This window comes from Anaerophaga thermohalophila str. Valhall, from assembly GCF_000250735.1.
Lineage (GTDB): Bacteria > Bacteroidota > Bacteroidia > Bacteroidales > Marinilabiliaceae > Anaerophaga > Anaerophaga thermohalophila_A.
This window is the reverse complement of sequence record NZ_AHZV01000331.1, coordinates 25203-47126: the sequence shown is the minus strand read 5'-3', so window position 1 is coordinate 47126 and position 21924 is coordinate 25203. Positions and strand designations below refer to the sequence as shown.

14 protein-coding genes are annotated in these 21924 nt (G+C 37.2%); 13 read left to right on the top strand and 1 reads right to left on the bottom strand.

Annotation, left to right across the window (positions count from 1 at the left end; genetic code table 11):
* The 3 genes from OQ5_RS21470 to OQ5_RS21465 all read left to right on the top strand — a co-directional run.
* A partial coding sequence (locus tag OQ5_RS21470) for an ATP-binding cassette domain-containing protein (protein ID WP_016778644.1) occupies nt 1-2693 on the top strand: 2693 nt, incomplete at its 5' end.
* Between the two features lie 278 nt (nt 2694-2971).
* Nucleotides 2972-3892 carry a hypothetical protein gene (locus OQ5_RS0117055; protein WP_016778643.1) on the top strand — a complete coding sequence of 307 codons (921 nt, stop codon included), beginning with the start codon at nt 2972-2974 and terminating at the stop codon, nt 3890-3892.
* Nucleotides 3893-4121: 229 nt separating this feature from the next.
* A complete protein-coding gene (locus OQ5_RS21465) occupies nt 4122-4475 on the top strand; it encodes a hypothetical protein (RefSeq protein WP_016778641.1) in 354 nt (117 codons plus the stop codon).
* Nucleotides 4476-4799: 324 nt separating this feature from the next.
* Here OQ5_RS21465 and OQ5_RS0117040 read toward each other — a convergent pair whose 3' ends face one another.
* A complete protein-coding gene (locus OQ5_RS0117040) occupies nt 4800-5678 on the bottom strand; it encodes a helix-turn-helix domain-containing protein (protein ID WP_010419997.1) in 879 nt (292 codons plus the stop codon).
* A gap of 659 nt (nt 5679-6337) precedes the next feature.
* Between OQ5_RS0117040 and OQ5_RS0117035 the strand changes: the two genes are divergently transcribed.
* The 10 genes from OQ5_RS0117035 to OQ5_RS0116985 all read left to right on the top strand — a co-directional run bounded on the left by OQ5_RS0117035 (nt 6338) and on the right by OQ5_RS0116985 (nt 21748).
* Nucleotides 6338-9490, top strand: a complete 3153-nt coding sequence (locus OQ5_RS0117035; RefSeq protein WP_016778639.1) for a SusC/RagA family TonB-linked outer membrane protein — start codon at nt 6338-6340, stop codon at nt 9488-9490.
* A gap of 13 nt (nt 9491-9503) precedes the next feature.
* Nucleotides 9504-11219 carry a RagB/SusD family nutrient uptake outer membrane protein gene (locus tag OQ5_RS0117030; RefSeq protein WP_016778638.1) on the top strand — a complete coding sequence of 572 codons (1716 nt, stop codon included), beginning with the start codon at nt 9504-9506 and terminating at the stop codon, nt 11217-11219.
* A gap of 44 nt (nt 11220-11263) precedes the next feature.
* The gene (locus OQ5_RS0117025) at nt 11264-12088 is read left to right on the top strand and encodes a hypothetical protein (RefSeq protein WP_016778637.1); all 825 of its coding nucleotides are present in this window, start codon (nt 11264-11266) and stop codon (nt 12086-12088) included.
* Between the two features lie 132 nt (nt 12089-12220).
* On the top strand, nt 12221-12889 hold the full coding sequence (locus OQ5_RS0117020; RefSeq protein WP_100221951.1) for a DUF4369 domain-containing protein: 669 nt from the start codon (nt 12221-12223) through the stop codon (nt 12887-12889).
* Nucleotides 12890-12901: 12 nt separating this feature from the next.
* Nucleotides 12902-14698 (top strand): DUF6057 family protein, encoded by a 1797-nt coding sequence (locus tag OQ5_RS0117015; RefSeq protein WP_016778635.1) that lies wholly within the window; start codon nt 12902-12904, stop codon nt 14696-14698.
* Nucleotides 14699-14930: 232 nt separating this feature from the next.
* The gene (locus OQ5_RS21460) at nt 14931-16418 is read left to right on the top strand and encodes a TolB family protein (protein WP_016778634.1); all 1488 of its coding nucleotides are present in this window, start codon (nt 14931-14933) and stop codon (nt 16416-16418) included.
* Entirely contained in the window at nt 16419-17558 is a 1140-nt protein-coding gene (locus tag OQ5_RS0117000) for a DUF6057 family protein (RefSeq protein ID WP_026055365.1), read from the top strand.
* 4 nt (nt 17559-17562) lie between these two features.
* Complete coding sequence (locus OQ5_RS0116995; RefSeq protein ID WP_141638893.1) at nt 17563-18234, top strand: DUF6057 family protein; 672 nt, start codon at nt 17563-17565, stop codon at nt 18232-18234.
* Nucleotides 18218-19732 carry a TolB family protein gene (locus OQ5_RS0116990; protein ID WP_044108025.1) on the top strand — a complete coding sequence of 505 codons (1515 nt, stop codon included), beginning with the start codon at nt 18218-18220 and terminating at the stop codon, nt 19730-19732. The genes OQ5_RS0116995 and OQ5_RS0116990 overlap by 17 nt, the downstream gene beginning before the upstream one ends.
* 210 nt (nt 19733-19942) lie before the next feature.
* Nucleotides 19943-21748, top strand: a complete 1806-nt coding sequence (locus tag OQ5_RS0116985) for a DUF6057 family protein (protein ID WP_010420019.1) — start codon at nt 19943-19945, stop codon at nt 21746-21748.
* The last annotated feature ends 176 nt before the right edge of the window (nt 21749-21924 follow it).

Sequence of the window (21924 nt, the reverse complement as noted above, 5' to 3'; positions counted from 1 at the left end):
TTAAGCTGCCCCGGAACGAAATCAGTAATATTGAGAATTTTGTCATCCGGAATGAACCGGCAAATCTGGATTTTGCCGACTTGTTGATGGCCAGGGATGATGACCCCGGATTTCAGAACGCGAGATTTATTCATACCCCCGGGTTGCATGGCGCTATTATCATTCTCAGGGTCAAAAGCGCTGATCTCTATTTTATGAGATATACAGGTAACCAGGAGATTTTTCTTAACGGGCTGGTCATCAACACAAGAAGAATTTATCTTTTCCCCAACGGAAGCTTCATCCGGGTTCCCAAGGGTAAACCCATCTATTTTACCGATGTTGTAGGTCATTTCATGACCGATACTAATGTCCCGCGCATTACGTATGAAGTTAAAGATGTAGAATTCCGGTTCAAAACCGGTGATATTGGTGTCCGGGATATTCAGATGGCCGAAGAGCAGGGAAAGCTCATCGGAATTATGGGGGCCAGCGGTGCCGGAAAAACAACTTTGCTCAATGTTTTGTCAGGAATAGAGGCGCCCACAAAAGGACAGGTGCTGATCAACGGGTATGATTTGCATCGCGATACAGAGGAGCTTGAAGGGGTTATTGGTGTTATTCCCCAGGATGACTTATTGATTGAGGAACTGACCGTTTACGAAAACCTCTATTATAATGCCAAGCTGTGTTTCAAGGATAAGGATGAAGAGGAAATAAAGCATCTTGTCGATGAAACGCTGAAAAGTCTGGGCCTCTATGATCGCAGACATCTCAAAGTGGGATCGCCGTTAAATAAAATGATCAGCGGAGGACAACGCAAAAGGCTCAATATTGCCCTCGAGCTGATTCGCGAACCCGCCATATTGTTTGTTGATGAACCTACATCCGGGCTGTCGTCCCGCGATTCGGAAAACGTTATGAATCTTCTTCGCGAACTCTCGTTGAAGGGGAAACTTATTTTCGTGGTCATCCACCAGCCGTCATCGGATATTTTCAAGATGTTCGACAAAATGTACATTCTCGATACCGGTGGATACCCCGTGTATTACGGTAATCCGAGTGAATCGCTCATTTATTTCAAACGCCTTGATGCTCAAATAAACAGTGATGTCGGCGAGTGTCCCACTTGTGGCAACCTCAATCCGGAGTTGATTTTCAATATTATCGATTCGAATGTAATCGATGAATATGGTAATTACACCGATCAACGAAAAATTTCGCCCGAAGAGTGGCATCAACTGTTCAAAAAAAACATCCAGATACCGGAGGTTGAGACTGTTCATGACACACCTCCCCGGACTCTGAACATTCCATCGTGGTTGAACCAGTTCAGGATATATACTTTGCGCGATTTCTTCTCCAAGATCAGCAATACACAATATATTCTGCTGAACCTTCTGGAAGCGCCTTTGCTGGGGTTTATCCTCTCCTATCTGGTAAGATACATTGCCGATCCTGCCTCTAATAACTATATCTTCCGGGAGAATGAAAACATACCGCCTTATATTTTCATGGGCGTTGTTGTTGCGTTGTTTTTCGGACTGATCATCAGTGCTGAGGAGATATTTAAGGATGCTAAGATATTGAAACGGGAGGCATTTCTTAACCTGAGCCGATCCAGTTATCTGATGTCTAAAATACTTATCCTGTTTACGATTTCAGCCATTCAGATGGTATTGTTTGTTTTTGTTGCCAATGCTGTACTGGGCATAAAAGATATGTATTTTGAGTTTTGGATTGCCTTGGTTTCTATCTCTGCTTTTGCCAATATACTCGGACTTATCATTTCGGCATCATTCAACTCGATTGTTACTATTTATATACTTATCCCCTTGCTGATGATTCCACAGATGGTGCTCGGTGGTGCCATGTTTACATTTGATAAACTCAATAAAGATTTTACAAGTCCCGATGTGGTCCCGGCCATTGCCGAATTTATGCCATCACGTTGGATTTATGAAGGATTAATGGTGCATCAGTATAAACACAATAATTTCAAGAAAAATATATTTGAGGTGGAGATGCGCGAAAGTGTGGCAGACTTTAAACAGGTTTATTATATTCCCGAGTTGAGAGATATAATAGCCGAAACAGAACGTTATGTTAATGGCGAAGAGAATATTTCCCGTGAACAATACGAAAGTAATGTCCGGCTTATCTATAATGAAGTATCTAAGGAGTTGAAACGGGTTCCTTCGGTAAATTTCGATAAGCTTGACAAAATTATGCCCCAGGGTTTTTCAACACAACTGGCCAACGAAATTAATGATTATCTCGACCGGCTTTTGGAATATTATCAGAATGAGTTCTACAAAGCCAATACCATTAAAGAGCAGTTTCTATCGGCAAATATTGAGGCCGATCTTGAAAAATTTGAAAGAATCCGTGACAATTATTTTAATGAGAGCATCAATGATATCGTTAGAAAAGTATTTGATAAAAATAAGATACTTCGAGAAGATGATCACCTCATACAAATGGTTGATCCTATTTATCAAAAGCCTGAACCATCGCATTTTTTCGATTTCAGAACACATTTCTTCGCCCCGTCGAAACATTTTGCCGGCCATTATTTTGAAACATTGTGGTTTAATATAGCTATGGTATGGGTGTTGACGATAGGGCTCTACATTGTCCTGTATTTTGATCTGCTCAAAAAAGGACTTAATTTTGCGGGCAATATGAAATGGATTAAAAGAAAAGATAAGTAACCTTTTTTAAATCATAACAGTATAAAAAGAACGAAACGAAGTTCCGGTTATTTGGAACGAATTCCCGGATAAACCGGGGCAGATTATCAGGCCAATAATTTAGATAAATAAGTGTGGTATAAAATGCATATTTTTGTTAAAATCAAGGCGTTTTAAATTTTCGTGCCGGAGTTAACTCAGTTGTTAATGAGGATTTAAAAATTTAAAACACAACGAGTTTGGCAACAAAAATGCTTTTTAGACCGGACTCATAAATTAAAATCAAAAAACAATATGCTATGATCAGGAAATTAATAATTGCATTGGTTATAATTATTTCTGCCAATATGTTTTTTTCATGTGCAGGAGGTTCAGATAAAAAAGAAAAAGCTCAGGAAGATGAGTTAATGTTGCCCGATTCTTTAAAAGGTGACGCTCCGCTGAAGCTTTCCGAAGAGATTATCGGAGATGTTATTCAGAACATTTCATCTCCGGTAGAAATGGCCAATTTGATTAAATCGACCGGCGTCGACTTTTCACAACAAATCCTGAACAACCCTGAGAATATTTCAAATTACAGCACCAGCTTTAAGCGGGCATTGAATTTAGGCGTTTACAGTGCCGACCTGGGTTACATCAATTCGTACGATAAGAGTAATATTGTCGTATCTTATTTGCTCGCTGTCAAAAGCCTGGCCGATGGTATCAGAGTCGGGCAATTCTTTGATTTTGAAGGCCTGAAGCGTATGGCAACCAATTCCTCTAATTTGGACTCGCTGATGCAAATATCGGTTACCAGCTTTAACCAGATGGATTCCTATTTACGGAATCAGAACCGGAGTAACGTAAGCGCCTTAATTATTACCGGAGCATGGGTTGAAGGACTTTATATTGCAAGTGATGTCATTGAAAAGACCAATGATGAAGAGTTGATTTCGCGGCTTGGAGAGCAAAAGGAAATTGTTGATATACTCTATATAATCCTGAAAAATTATGAACAAAACAACAATTTCAAAGAGCTGATCAGCTATATCGAAGATTTGAAGAAACTATATAAAAACGTGAAGATAACCAGGGAAGTCGGTGAGCCAAAAACAATTGAACAAGACGGAATGCTTGTTATTGTCCAGGATGAGATAAGTCACGTCGAAGTTTCACCCGAAGACCTTGGCACAATAATTGAAAAAATTAAGGATATACGTTCCTATATAGTTAGCTAATAGGGTGATTACATTGTTTTGGTGTTTTAGACAAACAGGATTAAAGAAACCGGCCATTAACAAGTTTCATTTAAGATGAAAATAAGGAGGATTTTAGTGGCCTTTGAAAATAAAATTTAGAAAGATGAAAAAAATATTTTTTTCCTTCCTTTTCATGTTTGCACTGGGTTTGGCAGGACTTTACGGACAATGTGATCATGACGCCCTGTTAAAATAGGCTCTTAATGAAATGGGAAGCGGACAGTATATCAAAGATTTCATTGTTGATCTTAAGAAGGAAAACAACGACGGGAAAACAGGTACCGTAAAATACTCTGTTATCCTGAACAGCCGTAGCCAGTATAAATTTAATGTGGTGGACGGAAGCAGAAACTCCGAGAAAGTACTGATGGAACTTTATGATGGGGATAAGCTGATGGTGAGTAATAAAGCTCAGGGTAAAATGTATAAAGCTTTTGGTTTTATTTGCCGTTCAACAAAAGTTTATAGTCTTGTTTTCTCATTCCCTAATGGGAGCGAGGGCTGTGCAAGGGCAGTCCTCTCGCTTCAGAAACAATTTCAGACAGGAGAACAGGGATTTTGATTTTTATTTCGAAAAAAGTCGCTTTAGAAAACGAGATCAGGGTTTCAGAAAAAAAACGCCGGGGTTCAGAAAACGATCCGGCGTTTTTTACGTATTAAAGCAACCATTTTCTAAAATTTTCGTCTAAATATAAAGTTTTAGGTTGAATTCAAAATCTTTTTGGCTATGAGTATTAAGAGAATTTCTGTTGATCTGCCGGAACGTTTTCTGGCGGCTCAGGTCGTGTTACTGTTTACTGTCATCCTACTGTTTGTATTGTAGGTAATCCGCATTTTAGTGCAGTTTTTAATGTTTGAGTAGAATGTTTTTCTACTCTTTTTTTTGTCAAAATACATTCTTAATCCCGTTAAAGTTGGTTCTGAATTCGGTGGGGGTACAATTCTGTTTCTTTTTAAACGTACGGTTAAAATTTGAAATATTGTTAAAGCCGCATTCGTAGCATATTTCCGATATACTCCTGTTGCTTTCAATTAACATGCGCGTTGCATAACCAAGACGGATTTCATTGACAAAGTCAACAAACGATTTTCCGGTCCTCTGCTTGATCATCCTGCTAAATGAAACGACCGACATGTTCAGCAACTTCGCGGCATCTTCAAGCATAATTCTTTTGTTATAGTTTTCTCTTACGAAATTGTATATTTTTTCGATCTTGTCACTATTATAAAAATCATCCTGGTTTTGAAACGAAATATTGGTCAATAATCGTTGTTCTCTTGAAATAGCCAGATCATACAGCAACGATTGAAATTCCAGATACGAATCAAATCCTCTCTTTTTACTGATGTTTCTCAGCCTTTCAGCCGCCATAAGTGTAGTATGCCGTGAAAAGAGTATCCCGCGGTTTGCATTGTGAAGCAAATCTTTCAGCGGTTTTAAAATATTCTTCTGTAGCAGATGTTGCTGGAACAAGTCACGGGGAAACTGTAAAGTAATTTCGTGAAGAAGCTCTTCTCCCGTATTCCTGTAGTTTTCCCATCCATGATATAGATTAGGACCTACCATGACCAACTCCATGTCATCAATCTCTCCTATATGGTCGCCCACCACCCTTCTTGCTCCTTTTGCATTGGAAATAAAATTGATTTCATATTCCGGATGGAAATGAATCGGGAAGTTAAAGAGGTTCCGTTGACGATCAAAGACCAGAAAACAATCATCTTCCTGAAGGGGTGTTATCTCGCGGTGTATTTGGTTTTTCATGAATTTATAATTGGTTTAAGTTATCGGTATGATGGAATATGTCTATCGTTTAACTTATAATCTTCAGGTTTAAAGGACTGAATGAAATACTGCATTGAAATATAATAGTCCCCCCGAACAATTTTGTCTGCTTTTGAGAATTTTGATCAAATAAAAACAAAATTAGCTAAAATGATAAGATCGTACAATATATAAAGAGAATTAGATGTAGCGAAAATCAATCTCCTGAATCTTTAAACTGTTTGGTTATTTGGGTTCGACCTCATTTGACACATTATTTTTTCATTTTTAAATTGTAGATTAATGATAAGATACCATATAAATAATGAAAATTTTTTATCTGCCTTTTAGGGATTAAAAACTTTGAAAGTTAAGATAGCTGCAAAAAAAAGAAAAAAATACTGAATTATATAAAAAAAAGCAAAAATAGTATTAGGTTGATTTTCCTATTGGAAATATCTTTGAAAATCAATGAAAGAGTTAAAAATACACTAATTAGAGAAGTTGAGCATTAGGATAAATCAGAAATAAATGAATAGAAAGTGTTCTTTATACTCAAAATAAATTAGAAGCCTTTTTGGTTTCTTATCTTTTTTATATATTTGAAAATTAAAAAATGTTTAAAAGATAATTACTTTGTAAATTTAAATTTTAACTCTATGGCTATGAAAAAAAGAGTGCTATTTCTATTAATTGGCTTGTGTTTTAGCATTGCCTCATTTGCGCAGGTGCAGGTGAATGGTAGTGTGACAGACACACAAGGCGAACCCGTTCCAGGAGTTACTGTCTTGGAGCAAGGAACGCAAAACGGAGTCATTACTGATGTAGATGGTAATTACAACATCGAAGTTACTGGTGAAGAATCTGTTTTGGTATTTTCATTCGTTGGAATGGAAACCCAGGAGATCGTAGTTGGTGACCAAAGAGAGATTAATGTTGTTATGCAAGAGACTTTCACTGACCTTGATGAGGTTGTTGTGATTGGGTATGGTGTTCAACAAAAAAAGCTAAACACAGGAGCAACAGTTCAGGTTAAATCGGATCAGATTGTCAAGCAAAGCACAGTCTCACCTATGACTGCAATGCAAGGATTAACACCCGGGGTGAGCATTATTAAGGAGACAGGTGAACCCGGAAGTGGATTTAAAGTAAACATTCGAGGTATGGGTACTACCGGTGATTCTGAACCCTTGGTTGTAATAGACGGTGTTCCTGGTGGAAACCTTGATTATCTTTCTCCTGCAGATATCGAGTCCATTGATGTACTTAAGGATGCAGCGTCAGCTGCTATTTATGGATCAAGGGCGGCAAATGGTGTTATCCTGGTTACTACCAAAACCGGATCAAGAGGTTTGTCAAAAGGTGCCAAAAAGGCAACTATAACTTATGATGGCTCGTATGGAGTTCAAAATTTGTATAAAAAGTTACCTGTTGCCACTGCCCAGGAATATGCCGTACTTCTTAATGAAGCACGCGTCAACAGTCAGCAGCCATTGTTAGACTTTGCATCACTTGTCCCCGATTGGGAAAGGATTGAAAGTGGAGAATGGAAAGGAACCGACTGGTTAGAGCATCTGACAGTCGAAGATGCTCCAATTCAGAATCATGCGCTTAATATTTTTGGTGGTGGTGAAAATTCCACATACTCTTTAGGACTTTCATACACTGACCAGGAAGGTATTTTTGGTGGTCCTGTTAATTCTCAATACGAACGTTACTCATTTAGATTGAATAGTGATTATGCTCTGCTCAGAGATGCGTCTGACAGTTTTGATGTTTTGAAAGTTGGTGAAACATTGCGTTATTCCTATTCAAAGCGAAGTGGTATTGGAACCGGAAATCAATACTTAAATGATGTTTTTAGTTGTACTGTTGCAAGTCCGTTTTTGCCAATGTACGATGAAAATGGGGAGTATCATGATGCAATTCCATGGAATCCCCAGGAAGCCAATCCCATCGCTTCAATGATCTATCAGCGTGGTCAGAATGAGTCCAAGAGCTACAATTTGAACGGGAGTGTTTATTTAGAGGTACAACCTATTAAAGGACTTAAATACCGGAGTCAATTTGGATATAATATGAATGCCGGTTCATACCGTAGTTATACACCCACTTATTCCCTTAGTGCTACAGTTTTTAGAGAGCATGATCAGGTATCTCATAATTTGGACGCCGGTTATAGTTGGACCTGGGAAAATACGGTGAATTATGATTTTGATATCAACGTACAGCACTCATTCAACGTCTTAGCAGGGATGTCTGCTGAGAAGTGGGGGCTTGGCGAGCATATAGAAGGAACAAATATTGATGCTCTCCTTTCAGGATTTAAATATGCCTGGTTAAAAAATACTCCAGTCATTAATGATGACGGAACTACAAGTATGTCAAGTTCACCGTGGGGAGAAGGAGGCATATTGTCTTATTTTGGACGTGTTTCTTATGACTATCTTGAAAGGTATATGCTCACATTAATAATGCGTGCCGATGGTTCTTCTAATTTTCCTGAGGAAAATCGATGGGGATACTTTCCTTCTGTTTCTGTAGGATGGGTCTTAACCGAAGAACCTTTTATGGGAGGACTTGATGGAACTTTAGACTTTATGAAGTTAAGGGCTAGTTGGGGCCAGAATGGTAACCAGTCCATTGACGCGTTCCAGTACTTATCAACGATTTCTTATGAGAATGTCATTTATTTCTTTGGACCAGACAAAACAAATGTTTCAATTGGAGGGTACCCAAGTATTTTACCAAACCCGGATATAACCTGGGAAACTTCGGAACAGCTTAATATTGGAGTTGATTTAAGATTGTTAAGAAGTCGACTGGGCGTAACATTTGACTGGTACACGAAGACAACTAAGGACTGGTTGGTAAGAGCCGATAATCTCGCTTCCTTCGGAACCGGAGCTCCTTTTATTAATGGTGGTGATGTTGAGAATAAAGGGGTAGAATTAGCCTTAAACTGGACCGACAGAATAAGTGATTTTAGCTATGATATAGGATTGAATTTTGCCTATAACCAAAATGAAGTTACAAGAATTGCCAATTCTGAAGGGATAATTTATGGGCCTGGTAACATTCTTGGGCAAGGTACAAATGAAGTATTTAGAGCACAGGAAGGATATCCGATTGGCTATTTCCGTGGATATGAAACTCTTGGCGTTTTCCAGAATGAAGAAGAAATTCAGAATTATACCAATTCAGAAGGAGACATTATTCAGCCCAATGCCGTTCCCGGAGATTTAATTTTTGCCGATACAAATGATGATGGAACCATTAGTGATGAAGATAAGAAGATGATTGGAGATCCAAACCCGGATTATATTGTAGGTCTTAATATGAATTTTGCTTACAAAGGCTTTGATCTCAGCGTTGTCGGGAATGGTGCTTTTGGACATCAAATTGCACGCAGTTACAGGCGATGGAATGATTCTCCGACAAACAATTTTACAACAGATATTTTTGACAGATGGCATGGAGAGGGCTCTTCAAATAAATATCCAAGGTTAACATACGGGGCTCATCCAAACTGGCAGTATGTATCTGATATCTTCATTGAGGATGCAGATTACTTCCGGATAAGCAATATTACTTTTGGATATGATTTTACCCGCATTGCTCCGAATTTGCCATTTGAGCAGGCCCGATTATTTGTAACAGGGCAAAATGTATATACTTTCACTAATTATTTTGGAATGGATCCGGAAATCGGAACAAGTACGAATGATGATTATCCCTGGGCCAAGGGTATAGATATCGGATATTACCCGTCTCCTCGTACTGTTTTAGTTGGTGTTAGTGTTAAATTCTAAAACAATGAAGATCATGAGAAAATTAATTTATATATCAGTAGCAGTTTTAGGTGTTTTGCTACATAGCTGTTCCGATAGTTTTCTTGATACGGAACCTTTGACTCAGAAAACCAATACAACCTTTTATGAGAGTGAACAAGATATGAAGCAGGCTTTAACAGCCGGATATTTTGTATTGGTTGATTGTCCTCAAGATTGGATTCTTTTTAACTACCCGTTTGTAATAGCCGAAATTTTGAGTGATGACCGTCTGGGAGGAATGGGCGATAATGACCCTGCTGTCAGAGCCATGGATGAATTTAAAGTGTCCGGGCCAAGCATGTTTGAAGGTATGTGGAAAAAGTATTATCAGGGTATTTTTAGAATGAATATGTTAATTGAAAACCTTGATAAGGCTACATATTCCTCTGAGGAATCCAAAAATCAGATTATAGGTGAGGCTTATTTTTTGAGAGGTTTGTTTTATTTTGAGCTGGTAAGGATGTTTGAGAATATTCCGCTTGTTTTGGAATCAGCTCCGGTTAATGAACCGCAGGCCGATCCGAAAGAGGTTTATGCTCAGATTGCATCAGACCTCAAAAAAGCCATTGAAACTTTTCCCTCAACAACAAGAGGTGAGTTGGGCCGCGCGAATAAATGGATTGCAGAAGCATTAATGGCTCGAGTATTTTTGTTTTATACTGGGTTTTATGAACAGCCAGAACTACCTCTTGCAGGAGAGGAAGCTGGTTCTGTATCTAAAAATCAGGTTGTTACCTGGCTTGAAGATGTGATTGACAATAGTGGTTACGAGTTGATGCCCGACTTTCGAAATCTATGGCCTTATGCATTGGCTACCTCAGAAAATTCTGACGAACCGTTTAAATATGCTGAGGATAATAATTTGGATTGGTATGGCGAGGCAGGAGAAAACATAGAAAATATGTTTATGTTGAAATTTTCTACTTTCGCCGATTGGGGAACAAGTATTTATTACAGTAACCAAATGAACTTGCTCAACGGCTGGCGCAGCTATAGTTACAAAGGCGTATTTGGTGAAGGATGGGGAATGGGAACCGTCAATACCAAACTTTGGGATGAATGGCCCAATGATGATTTGAGAAAGAGAGCTTCAATACTGAATGTGAAGGATGATGGTGAAATTGCTATTCATGGCGTGGATAACTATGGTTATGGTGAAGATTTTCATGATAAGCAAATGGATGAAACCGGTTTGTGGCAAATGAAATATCGTCCGGTTAACTTGCATAATGATGGAGAATGGGCAAATTATAGTGTAACTCTTTATGGTGCTGAAAAGGATTTCCAGCTGGATAACATGCAGGATATAGTTTTGATTCGTTATGCTGATGTTTTATTGATGCACTCAGAACTGACAGAAACTGTAGAGGGTATTAATGAAGTTAGAGATCGTGTAGATTTAGAGCCGATAGGGTCCTATTCTCTTGAAGCACTGAAGAAAGAAAGACGCTATGAATTAGCCTTTGAGGGCGTGCGTTACCATGACGTTTTAAGATGGGCCGGACAAAGTAATCTTCAGGAAGTGAAAGAGGTAATCGAAAGTCAGGATGGTGTTTCGATTATAAATAATGGTGTTCAGACAGAAAAAAGTATGAATTTCCGAGTTGAAACAAGAGGATTTATACAAATTCCACAGAGGGAAATAAGTTTGTCTGATGGTGTTTTAGAACAGAACCCTGGCTGGGGACCCGATGCACCGGTTTACTAAGAAAAATGGTGTTAATTGTTATTTGAACAGAAAAATTTTGAGATATGAAAAAGGCAATTTTATATAGTTTTATTGGATTTTTTGTACTTGCTGTTGCATGCGATCCAATAGAAGACAGAGATGAATTAGGAAGGAAAGTTCCTGCCTCTGAGTTTGATTATTCCATAACCCAGGATCCGGAAAACGATTATCTCGTTACGCTCGAAAATAATACTCCGGATGTATTGTTTTCCTGGGATTATGCATGGGGCGTTACCACAAAGCAAAAAGCAACCGTCAGGATGTTGGTACCTGGAACCTACACTATTAAAATTACTGCAACCACTGATGGAGGTATCGTGTTCGATGAATATGAAATAACCGTGAATGATTCAGACCCTGAGGCGTTTCAAGAACCTGAATGGGAGATGTTGACCAATATGGCTGAAGGTAAGTCCTGGGCCTGGGATTTGAGTTTACCTGGAGCTGCGGGGAATGGTGGATACGCCGGATGCTTTGCTCCTTGCTGGTGGGTGCTGGATGCAAGTGGCCTTGAAGAGCAGGGTGTACTTAATGATTACATGACTTTTGATCTTAACGGTGGTCGTAATTTGAGGCGTGTTGCTGAAAGTTTGCCTGAACCAGGAGCTGTTACCGGTTCTTTCGATCTGAATATGACTGAAAATGTGCCGGATTGGAGTGTTGGGACGCTCACTACAAAGAATGTTACAGTTCCTTTTGGATGGGATATTAACAACAATAATTCTCCCTTCTATACGTATCATATTTTGAAGATTACTGACACTGAATTACATCTGGCAGCAAGCCAGCCTGGTGTCGGTGCCTGGGGAGAAGCTTGGTTTTATATGTTTGCACCTAAAGAAGATTAGAGATGAATCTTTTCTTAGCTTTTTTTTATTTAAGCCAAGTTTGAGGTGAGATAAATAAACAGCATTTCAATGAAAGAGGGTGTTATTTTGCATCCTCTTTCACTTTTTTTGAGCCGATGCAAAATATACAGTATGTACAAATTGAAGATTACAATAAGGATTATTATTATTATGCTTGTTTTTGCATGTAATAGGGAAAAGCTCTTTGTAATAAAAGGGAAAGTACATAATGCAGCATTTGAGGGAGAAAAGGTATATCTGGTTTCTTCTGATGCTCCGGTTACCAAAAATGTTGATTCAATAGAAGTAAAAGACGGCAGGTTTCAATTTGAGATACATTCCGATTCGCAAACGGCTAAGATTATCAGAATACCTCCGAAATATCCGGATATAGTTCAGGACTTAGTTGTAATACCCGAGGAAGGTACTATTGAAGTTGAACTTGCTCAAAGAAGCAAAGGAAAGGGCACGCCTTTAAATAATTGTATTCAAGCATGGAAGCAGAAAAAAGAAATGTATGATTCTATTCAATGGTCATTATATCGACAAATAAAAACCGCGTGTTTATCTGACTCGGAGAAAGATAGTATTGAAAGTTATATTAATGAAACAAAGGACTTGTTTATTGATGAAGTAATGTGCACTATCGACAGTAATCTTCATAACGGCATCGGATTGTTTTTATTTAAAATTTATTTTCATTCTTTTCCGGCTGAATTTAAAAACAAAGTGCTTTCTGAAACCGGTGATTTATACTTTAAAAAAGACAAACAGTTGGAGAAAATAATAAGACCTAACTGAATTCAGTATAGAATGACGAAGATGGGTGTTTATTTTTATAAGGTTCAAATATTTGTTGTGGCCGGTCTGTTTATTATTACAACCGGGCTGTTATTTGGAATTTTTCATATTGAGCAACTTGTTTATCGAGAACAATTACAATTATTTCAGGATAACAATTTTTTAGAAAAGCTAATTGTCCCTGGAGGATTATCCATTTTTGCCGGGGAGTTTTTTCTTCAATTTTTTAAGCTTCACATAGGGGCACTCTTTGTTACGGTGTTTTTTGTTACGATAATTATTATCTTTTTGTTCAGAATCTTTTCATTTGTAACTAACAAAAATACAGCCATCTTCTTTTCCTTGCTCCCCGCTGCGGGCTATGCATTATTGTTATTAGATAGATTTTTTTATTTTTCCGGATTAGTTGCCTTTTTATTGAGTATAATAGGAATCGATATTTACATCAGAGAGAAAAGAGGTTGGAGAAAGTTTATACTTGGATTATTACTGGTTGTATTCACTTATTGGTTTGCGGGAGGTGCTGTTTTTACTTTTAGCTTTTCTGTATTTTTACTCGAAATAGTTTCAGCCGACAGCCGTTCATCATTCCGTGGAAAGCTGTTTTTTGGCGTCTCATACATAGTATTGTCTTTTTTGCTTCCTGCCTTGCTACGAAATATTTTGTTCTATGAAAATGTTTTGCAGAGTTTTGTTTCAGAAGCCTTTTACAGAATCCCTGTTTTTCTTCCCGTTGAATTAATCCTTGCACTGCTGTCTGTTCCTCTTCTTATTTTCATTGCAGCTTTTTTTGAGTCGGCTAATATATCTTTTCCCCAAAGGATGGTTTATTTTTTAAGCTTGTTTATGATTATTCTGTTTGGGGGAATTTTCTATTGTCTTAATAATACCAACGAGGAGAGAATACGCAAGTTAGATAATCTTGTTTTTAATAAAAAATGGAATGAAATTGCCATACATGCCAGGAAGCAAGGTGTTCCAGATAGCAAAGAAGCCTCTGTGGCTGTAAATCTTTCTCTTGCAAAAGAGGGACGATTAACAACAGATTTTTTTAAGATTCAAGGTCTCCAGCCGGTTTTTGTAATTCCTTATGAAAGGAAAGGGATGACACCATTCATGGCAAGTGAACCATACTATTACCTTGGATTAAACAATTTTGCCAGGATGATGGCTATGGAAACACTTGAATCTACTGTTGATGCAAAGTTGCCGGTAAGAGCTGTGAAACGAATCTCTGAGACGTTTCTGATTTCCGGAAATGATAAATTAGCCCAAAAGTATCTCGGATTGTTAAGTGAAACCATGTTTTATTCAACCTGGTCAAAAAGACATTTATCACAAATTAGAGGAAACGAAAGTAAAACAGAATTTTTATCTCAGGAATTAAATGAAATACGTTCTCGTTTACCGGACGAAGACTTCTACTATAATGAAAAGCACTTCGAAGTGGCACTTTTGTATTTATTGCGCGCAAACAAACACAACAGAATGGCATATGAGTATTTAATGATGCATTATTTGTTAAATAAGAATTTTGACAGCTTTATTAATTTTTTGTCAATTTATTCCTTGTTTAAATATGAAGAAACCCCGCTTATTTTTCAGGAGGCAAAAGCTTATATTCAGACTTTAACTTCTGATGATGTTCCTTTACTGGATGTTGTAAATATCAGCAAAAATGTAGAGGAAAAGTTTAATATGTATATTAGTGAATTTAGAAAAGGTGGGAACAAAAGACCCGAAAGAATGAAAGATTTGTTTGGAGATACATATTGGTACTATCTTCATTTTGGCAGAAATGACAGCTGAGATGAAACAGGGGCCACAAAAGAGTGTATTAATGACGGTTATGGTGAATTTATGTTGGATTAATTAGTGTCTGTCCAGAAAGTACCATTTGCTGCATTACGCTCGTCGCCAAAATACTCATTTACTAAGGTAAACTCTGTTTTTGGCGGCTTCGCAAGCCTTGCAACCGGCACTTTCTGAACAGACACACATATTGTAAAAATTTATGCGAGTTTATAGACACGCACTAGTCATGAAGAGAGTTAATGGAACCATCGCTTTAAGTTTGGTTATTGCCATATCTTTTTTTGGCTGTAAAGAAGGAAAGCCTGATTTATCAAATGCTTTTGAAACTGGGATTCTTCCTAAAGTATTTCCTGAATATGATGGTGTCACGGTACCCTGGAATATTGCTCCGCTAAATTTTAAATATCTGGATAGCTGCCGGTACTTGTATGTAAATGTTTCTTCTTCCTACAGCGAAATGGATTATTTTTTCGATAGTAATAAGGTAAAGTTTTCAGAAAAAGATTGGACTAATTTTTTGAGTAACAGCAGAGAAGATTCTGTTTTCATTACTGTTTATTCTCGAAATGGCAGCAAGTGGACAAAGCATAATCCAATTCGTTTTTATGTGTCTGAACACAGGATTGATAAATTGTTGCTATATCGACGGATTATGCCGGGCTATCAGACATGGAACACAATGGGGGTTTACCAGCGGGAGTTGAGCAGTTTTAAGGAAAAATTGATTTTGGATAGTGAGGTAATGCCGGGAACATGCATGAATTGCCATAATTTCAGGGACAATAAGGCCGATTCATGGATGTTGCATTTAAGAGAAAATTATGGTGGCACCATCATCTTTTCAGATGGAGATTTGAAAAAAATCCAAACTAAAACGGATCATACTTTTGGCAGTGCCGGATTTCCGGCCTGGCATCCATCCGGAAATTATATCGCATTTTCAGTCAATCAGGTAACCCAGATCTTTCATGCTATAGGAGATGTACGAGCACATGCATTAGACATGAAATCAGATATGGTAATATATAATGTGGACAGAAATGAGTTTTTTACTTCTTCTGTTTTGAGTTCTCCAAATGCGTATGAAGCTTTTCCTTGTTTTTCACCAGATGGTGAGAGGCTGTATTTTGTAAGTTCTCCTTCTGGAAAACTACCTGAAGAGCAAGAGGAAATGAAATATAGTCTTTGTTCTGTTTCTTTCGATGAGTACAAAGGGATAATTGGAAACGACGTTGATACCATTATTTCAGCAAGAACTTTGGGTAAAAGTGTGTCTTTGCCTCGGGTATCACCTGATGGCAAGTACATAATGCTTACTACTTTGGACTATGGAAATTTCCCTGCATACAATCCTGAAGCTGATTTATATATCTATGATTTAACGAAGCGTGAATTAGTTGAACTGAAGGCTTTTAATAGTGATAATGTTGAAAGTTGGCACTCGTGGTCTTCTAACGGACATTGGGTTGTTTTTAGCAGCAGAAGACGTGATGGTCTTTTTATGGATGCCTGGATTGGATATGTTGATGAGAAGGGAGCTCCACAAAAGCCCTTTTTATTACCACAGAAAGATCCGGATTTTTACGATTCTTTTTTGTTTTCATTTAATGTTCCGGAATTTCTAAATGAGCCTTTTGAAATATCTCCTTATCAGATAGCAAATGTTGCAACAAAATCTAAAGGACAACAAGCTGAATTTGAAAACAGTCATTAAATGAAGTTGAAGAAACACAGACAAGAGTTAAATGTTATTGATAAAATGTTTGAGAAAAACGTCCCAGGGGTTATTGCGACATTAATCGTTTGGGCGTTCATTCATTTCTCATTTCAATATCATTTCTTTTTAAAAGAACAGATAGCTTTATTTGCCTTCGACTCTCATCATATAACAAGTTATTTCGGGAAACCGGCTTTTTTTGCACGATTTTTAGGAGATTTCTTCAGCCAGTTTTTTTATCTAAGGGGAATGGCAGCAATAATTGTGTCAGTAAGCTTTTTGCTGATTTTTTTACTGACAAAGAAGGTGATTCAAATATTCTCCGGGAAACCATTAAGTGGTTTTTATGCTGTTTTTCCCCCGGTTTTTGTTCTCCTCTTGATATTTAATGTAAATTCTGACCTTTCTTTTTTGATGTCTTATTTGTTGGCACTGCTTTTATTATGGGGATATTTTTTATTACCCTTAAAATGGTGGCGACCGGTATTGCCAATTATTCTTTATCCTGCATTGTATGTTACTTTGGGTGGAGTTGTTATTCTGATTGGTTTTTTGGTTTTACTTTATGAATGGAAGCCTTTATCGGAAGACAAAATTACTGGCTTCCAGCTTAATAAAGGAAGAAAGATTTTATCTTTTTTAGGGGTCATTTTTTCAGCAGTAGTTCCTCTGTTATTTCGGCAGTATTATACAATTTCTGTTTTTCAGGCATATTTCTTTCCTTTTCAGAACGAGCTTATTTCATTGTTTTGGATTATTATACCTTTCATTTCTTTGATTCTTTCTATCTTATTATTTGCGTTAAATAAAACATTTAAAAATAGGGCTTTACAACTGTTCATTGCCTCTGTGTTTATTGCAATTATTTCTTTTGGTTTTCATTCCAATGTGAATCTTAGGATTGAGAAGCTTCTTGCTCTTGACTCTGAATGGTATTTTGGGAATATTGACAAGATGTACGAGTTTGCAGAATATTATGATTACAAAAGTAGTGTAGGGGCTTATTATTGTAATTTGGCGCATTCAGCGAGGGGCGAACTTGCTGAAAAGTTCTTTAGCATCAATCAAACAGGTCCTAAAGGGTTGATTCTTCCTGTGAGTAATAAGGGCAGTTACTTGCCCATTATTTTTAGTTAATGAGGTGTATTTTCATATCGGTGATGTCAATGCTTCTCAACATTCAGCACTACAGGGAATGATCTTTGCCCCAAATAATTATAGTTCAAGATTGTTAAGAAGATTAGTGCAAATCAATATAATTAACGGGGAATATAAAGTTGCAGAAAAATATTTAAGAATTCTTGAAACCACTTTATTTCACAAGAAATGGGCAAAAAGATTGCTTGAAGTGCTGTATGACGAAAGCAGGATTGCCCAAATATCCTGGGTGAAAGAGAAAAGACCTTTGGTTCCATCAAGTGAAGATCTTCGTCGGCCTAATGAACATATTAAGGCTTTAAATTTGCTACTTGAGGAAAACCCAAAGAATCAGAAGGCATTACATTATAAATTGTGCTATCATCTTTTGAGTAAGGATGTTGAAGAATTTGCTTATACCTTTTTCGAATACAGGGATATATTGCTTCGAGGAAGAATACCGAGAGTTTATCAGGAAGCGTTAGTGGTCTATTATATTAATAATCCTGATCTTGAAATATGGTCTGAAATTCCTGTTGAGCCTGCAACTATCAGTAGATTTGCTGATTATAATAAGCAATTTGAACGATATGAGGGTGAAGGGTTAAAACTGAAAGCGAAATTTGAGGAAACTTATTGGTTTTATTATCATTATGCAGATGCAGAAGAAGATTAATGTGCATATTATTTCTATTTTGTTGAGTGGAATAGGGCTGATTTTGAGCTTTGGTTGTTCAGAACCGGATTTATCCGATGTTTCATATGTCGATCAAAAGCCTTTGATATACCCCGATTATACAGATATTGTAATTCCTCCAAATATAGCTCCGCTTAATTTTATGGTTCCAGATAGTATCGATAGGGTTGTTGTGACAATGAGGGGTACTGAAGACAAAATGAAAATTGAAGGAAAGCATAAAATTTTTTTCAGGATCGACCGATTTAATAAATTTTTAGAGGCACATAAAGGAGACACTCTGTGGATTGAGGTATCTACTTTGAACAGGAAGAAGTGGTCTAAATATTTGCCATTTTTTTGGTATGTTGCCAACGAACCGATTGATCAGTGGCTTAGCTACCGGCTTATTGAGCCAGGGTATGAGGTATGGAACAAGATCAATTTAAGTTTAAGGAATGTCAGTAACTTTGAAGAAAAAGTGTTAGCAGACAATAATCAGCTGGATGGAGCATGCATGAATTGTCATATCGGTAATCAAAAATTACCCGGTAAATCATTCTTTCATTTGCGGCATCCGGAGAGAGGGGGCACTATTATCAACGAAAATGGGGATTTACGGAAGATAGACACTTCCACAGAGGGAACAATTTCCTCGGGAGTGTATGGAAATTGGCACCCTGGTGGACGCTTTATCGCTTTTTCAACAAACATTATAATCCCTGAATTCTATTCTACTAATGATATGAGAATGGAAGTTTATGATACTACCTCTGATTTAGTCGTGCTGGATATACGAAAAAATGAAATCTTTTCGGGCAATTCTATTAGCAAACCGGGTCAATTCGAGACTTTCCCTGAATTTTCTGCAGATGGAGAAAGATTGTTCTTTTGTGTTGCCGATTCTGTAGTGTTACCTGAAGGTTATAAGTCTTTGAAATACAGTCTTTGTTCTGTTGACTTTTTTGAGGAGACTCGTTCATTTGGCGATTGTGTTGACACACTTTTTTCGGCAAAAAAACATGATAAAACAGTAAGTGAACCTCGGGTTTCTCCGGATGGACAATATTTATTGTTTACAGTTTTTGATTATGGAACATTTCCAATATGGCATCCGGAAGCCAGATTAAATTTAATTGATTTGAAGAATGGAGAAATTAATGAACTTCCGGAAATTAATAATAATAAAAAGTATTCAAACTCTTATCATTGTTGGGCATCTAACAGTCGCTGGATCGTTTTTGCAAGTAAACGGGATGACGGTCTTTACGGGAAACCCTATTTTGCATATATAGATAAAGAAGGGCAGGGACATAAACCTTTTGTTCTTCCCCAAAAAGATCCGGAATTTTATGACTATTTTTATAAATCTTTTAATATCCCTGAGCTTTTTTCGATACAACCAGGTTTCGAAGCTGAAGATATTGAAGATATTTTTTCAATGTCATCGGAGAAGGTAACTCCTGTCGGCATTGAATACAATGGGTCTGTTCAATGATTTTTCAGTCTTATTAGTGACTGTCTATAAAGTGGGAAAAGTTTCCTACTTATCATGTGTCTGTTCAGAAAGTGTCATTTACTAGGCTTGCGAAGTCCGAAAATACGGAGTTTACTAATCGTAAATGAGTAATTTTCGGACGAGCGTAACACAGTAAATGGCACTTTATGGACAGACACTTATTAGGGAGGATATTAAAACTATTATGATATGACGGTTCGTTTAAAAATGTGGATTTCTTTTTTTAAAACATATCACCGACAATGGTTTCTTTTGTTTTTTAGTTTATTAGTGATTGTTTTTTGGCAATTTGGTTATCCTTATTCTCTTTTTTTTCAGGAGCCGCTTCAGTTGTTTCTTTTTAGCCGGGATTATTTTTTTAATTCTATATCTACGGCTGGTGGATTGTCGGGATATTTAGGAGAGTTTTTCACACAATTTTACATTATTCCTTTTGGAGGACCTGTTATTATACTATTCTGGCTTTTGAGTTTGCAGCAACTTTTTTGGAAAATCTTAAAAAGATCGGTTCCCGGAGCAAGTCATTTTTACATACTAAGCTTTTTGCCCTCTATATGGTATTGTACAATATTAAGTGAAGAGTTTTATCTTTTGAGCGGACTTATTTCCGTTGTAATTGCTTTGACCGGAGTTTTGCTGTATACGGCTATCAGGGATTTCAGGATACGCTCAATTGTGGGACTGCTGATTGTTCTTTTAGTTTATTTTACTGCCGGGGGTAGTTATATTCTATTTGTGTTATTTACATTGTCGTTTGAATTTGTTAAAAGGGGAAGTAGTATAGGAATAAAGGGATGGTTATGGAGTTGCTTAGTCCTGGAAATTTTGCTTGCTGTATTTTTACCGGTCATTTATAGGTTACATTACGATCCGGTGCCTGTGCTTCAGGCATATATAACAGAACATTTTCATAAAATATCCACGGTTTTCCCATTTCCTGTTGTCTTGATTTGGATTTTGATAGCAATTTCATTGCCAATAGTTCTTTATTTTGACAAAAAAATTATAAACAGGGGAAGAAGAAATACTCTTTATATTATTCAGGTTGCTTTTTTATTGTTGGTTTTTTTAGGCGGGCATAGTTTGTTCGCTAATCCCAAAGCAGAATATATTAAAAAACTTGATTATCATGTTCGCCATAATAATTGGGAAGAAATAATAAGTCTATGTGAAAATCGCCTCCCCAGGAACGCGTTTGCGGTGAATTATTTAAATTTGGCCCTTGCAAAAACCAACCAATTAGGCGAGCGGTTATTTCATTTTGAGCAAATTGGGCCGGTCGGACTATTTCTTCCATATGAGAGGGAACAATTAAGCGCGATGATCGGGAATGAAACTTATTATCATATTGGATTAGTCAACGTCTCGCAGCAATATATTTTTGAGGCAACCGAGGCGATGCCGGACTTGAGAAAGTCCACCAGGTCATTGCAAAGATTGACGGATGTTGCAATTATCAATGGTGATTATGAATTGGCTAACAAATACATTCAGTTGCTCAAGAAAACATTTTTCTATAAAGACTGGGCTGAGCAAGCCGAAGACTATCTCTACAACGAAAGCAAAATTAATAATCATCCCGACTGGGGTGAAAAAAGAAGACTAAGGCCTATACAGGACTATTTTTTCTCAGTGGAGAATATGGATCAGATATTACTTGCTCTTTTGCGAGATCATCCGGATCACAAGATGGCTTTTGAGTATCTTATGTCTTATTATCTTGTAAGAAAAGATATCGAATCGTTTATGAAATATGTACATCTTGGGCATGAGATGAATTACAAGTATCTTCCGGTAGCTTTTCAGGAAGCAGTTTTGTATGTATTGGGACTTAAATCACAAGAGGCTGTGGAACAAAGTAATTTTCCTATTGAAGAGAGGACAAAGAACCGATTGTACGAATATGTGGATATTTATACCCGTTATCCCAATGCTCAGAAATTATTAGAAAAGGAGTTTTCTGATTCATTTTGGTATTACTATCATTATCGATGATAATTGAAATCATGACAACAAGGAGGGAGTAATTATGAGACGATTTTTTATAACAGCAGGATTTATACTGTTGATAGTGGCCTGTAGCCAAAAGCCTGAAAATGCTTTTCAAACTTCTGAATATCCTTCAATATTCCCGGACTATGTTAATGTAACTATTCCTGTTAATATAGCTC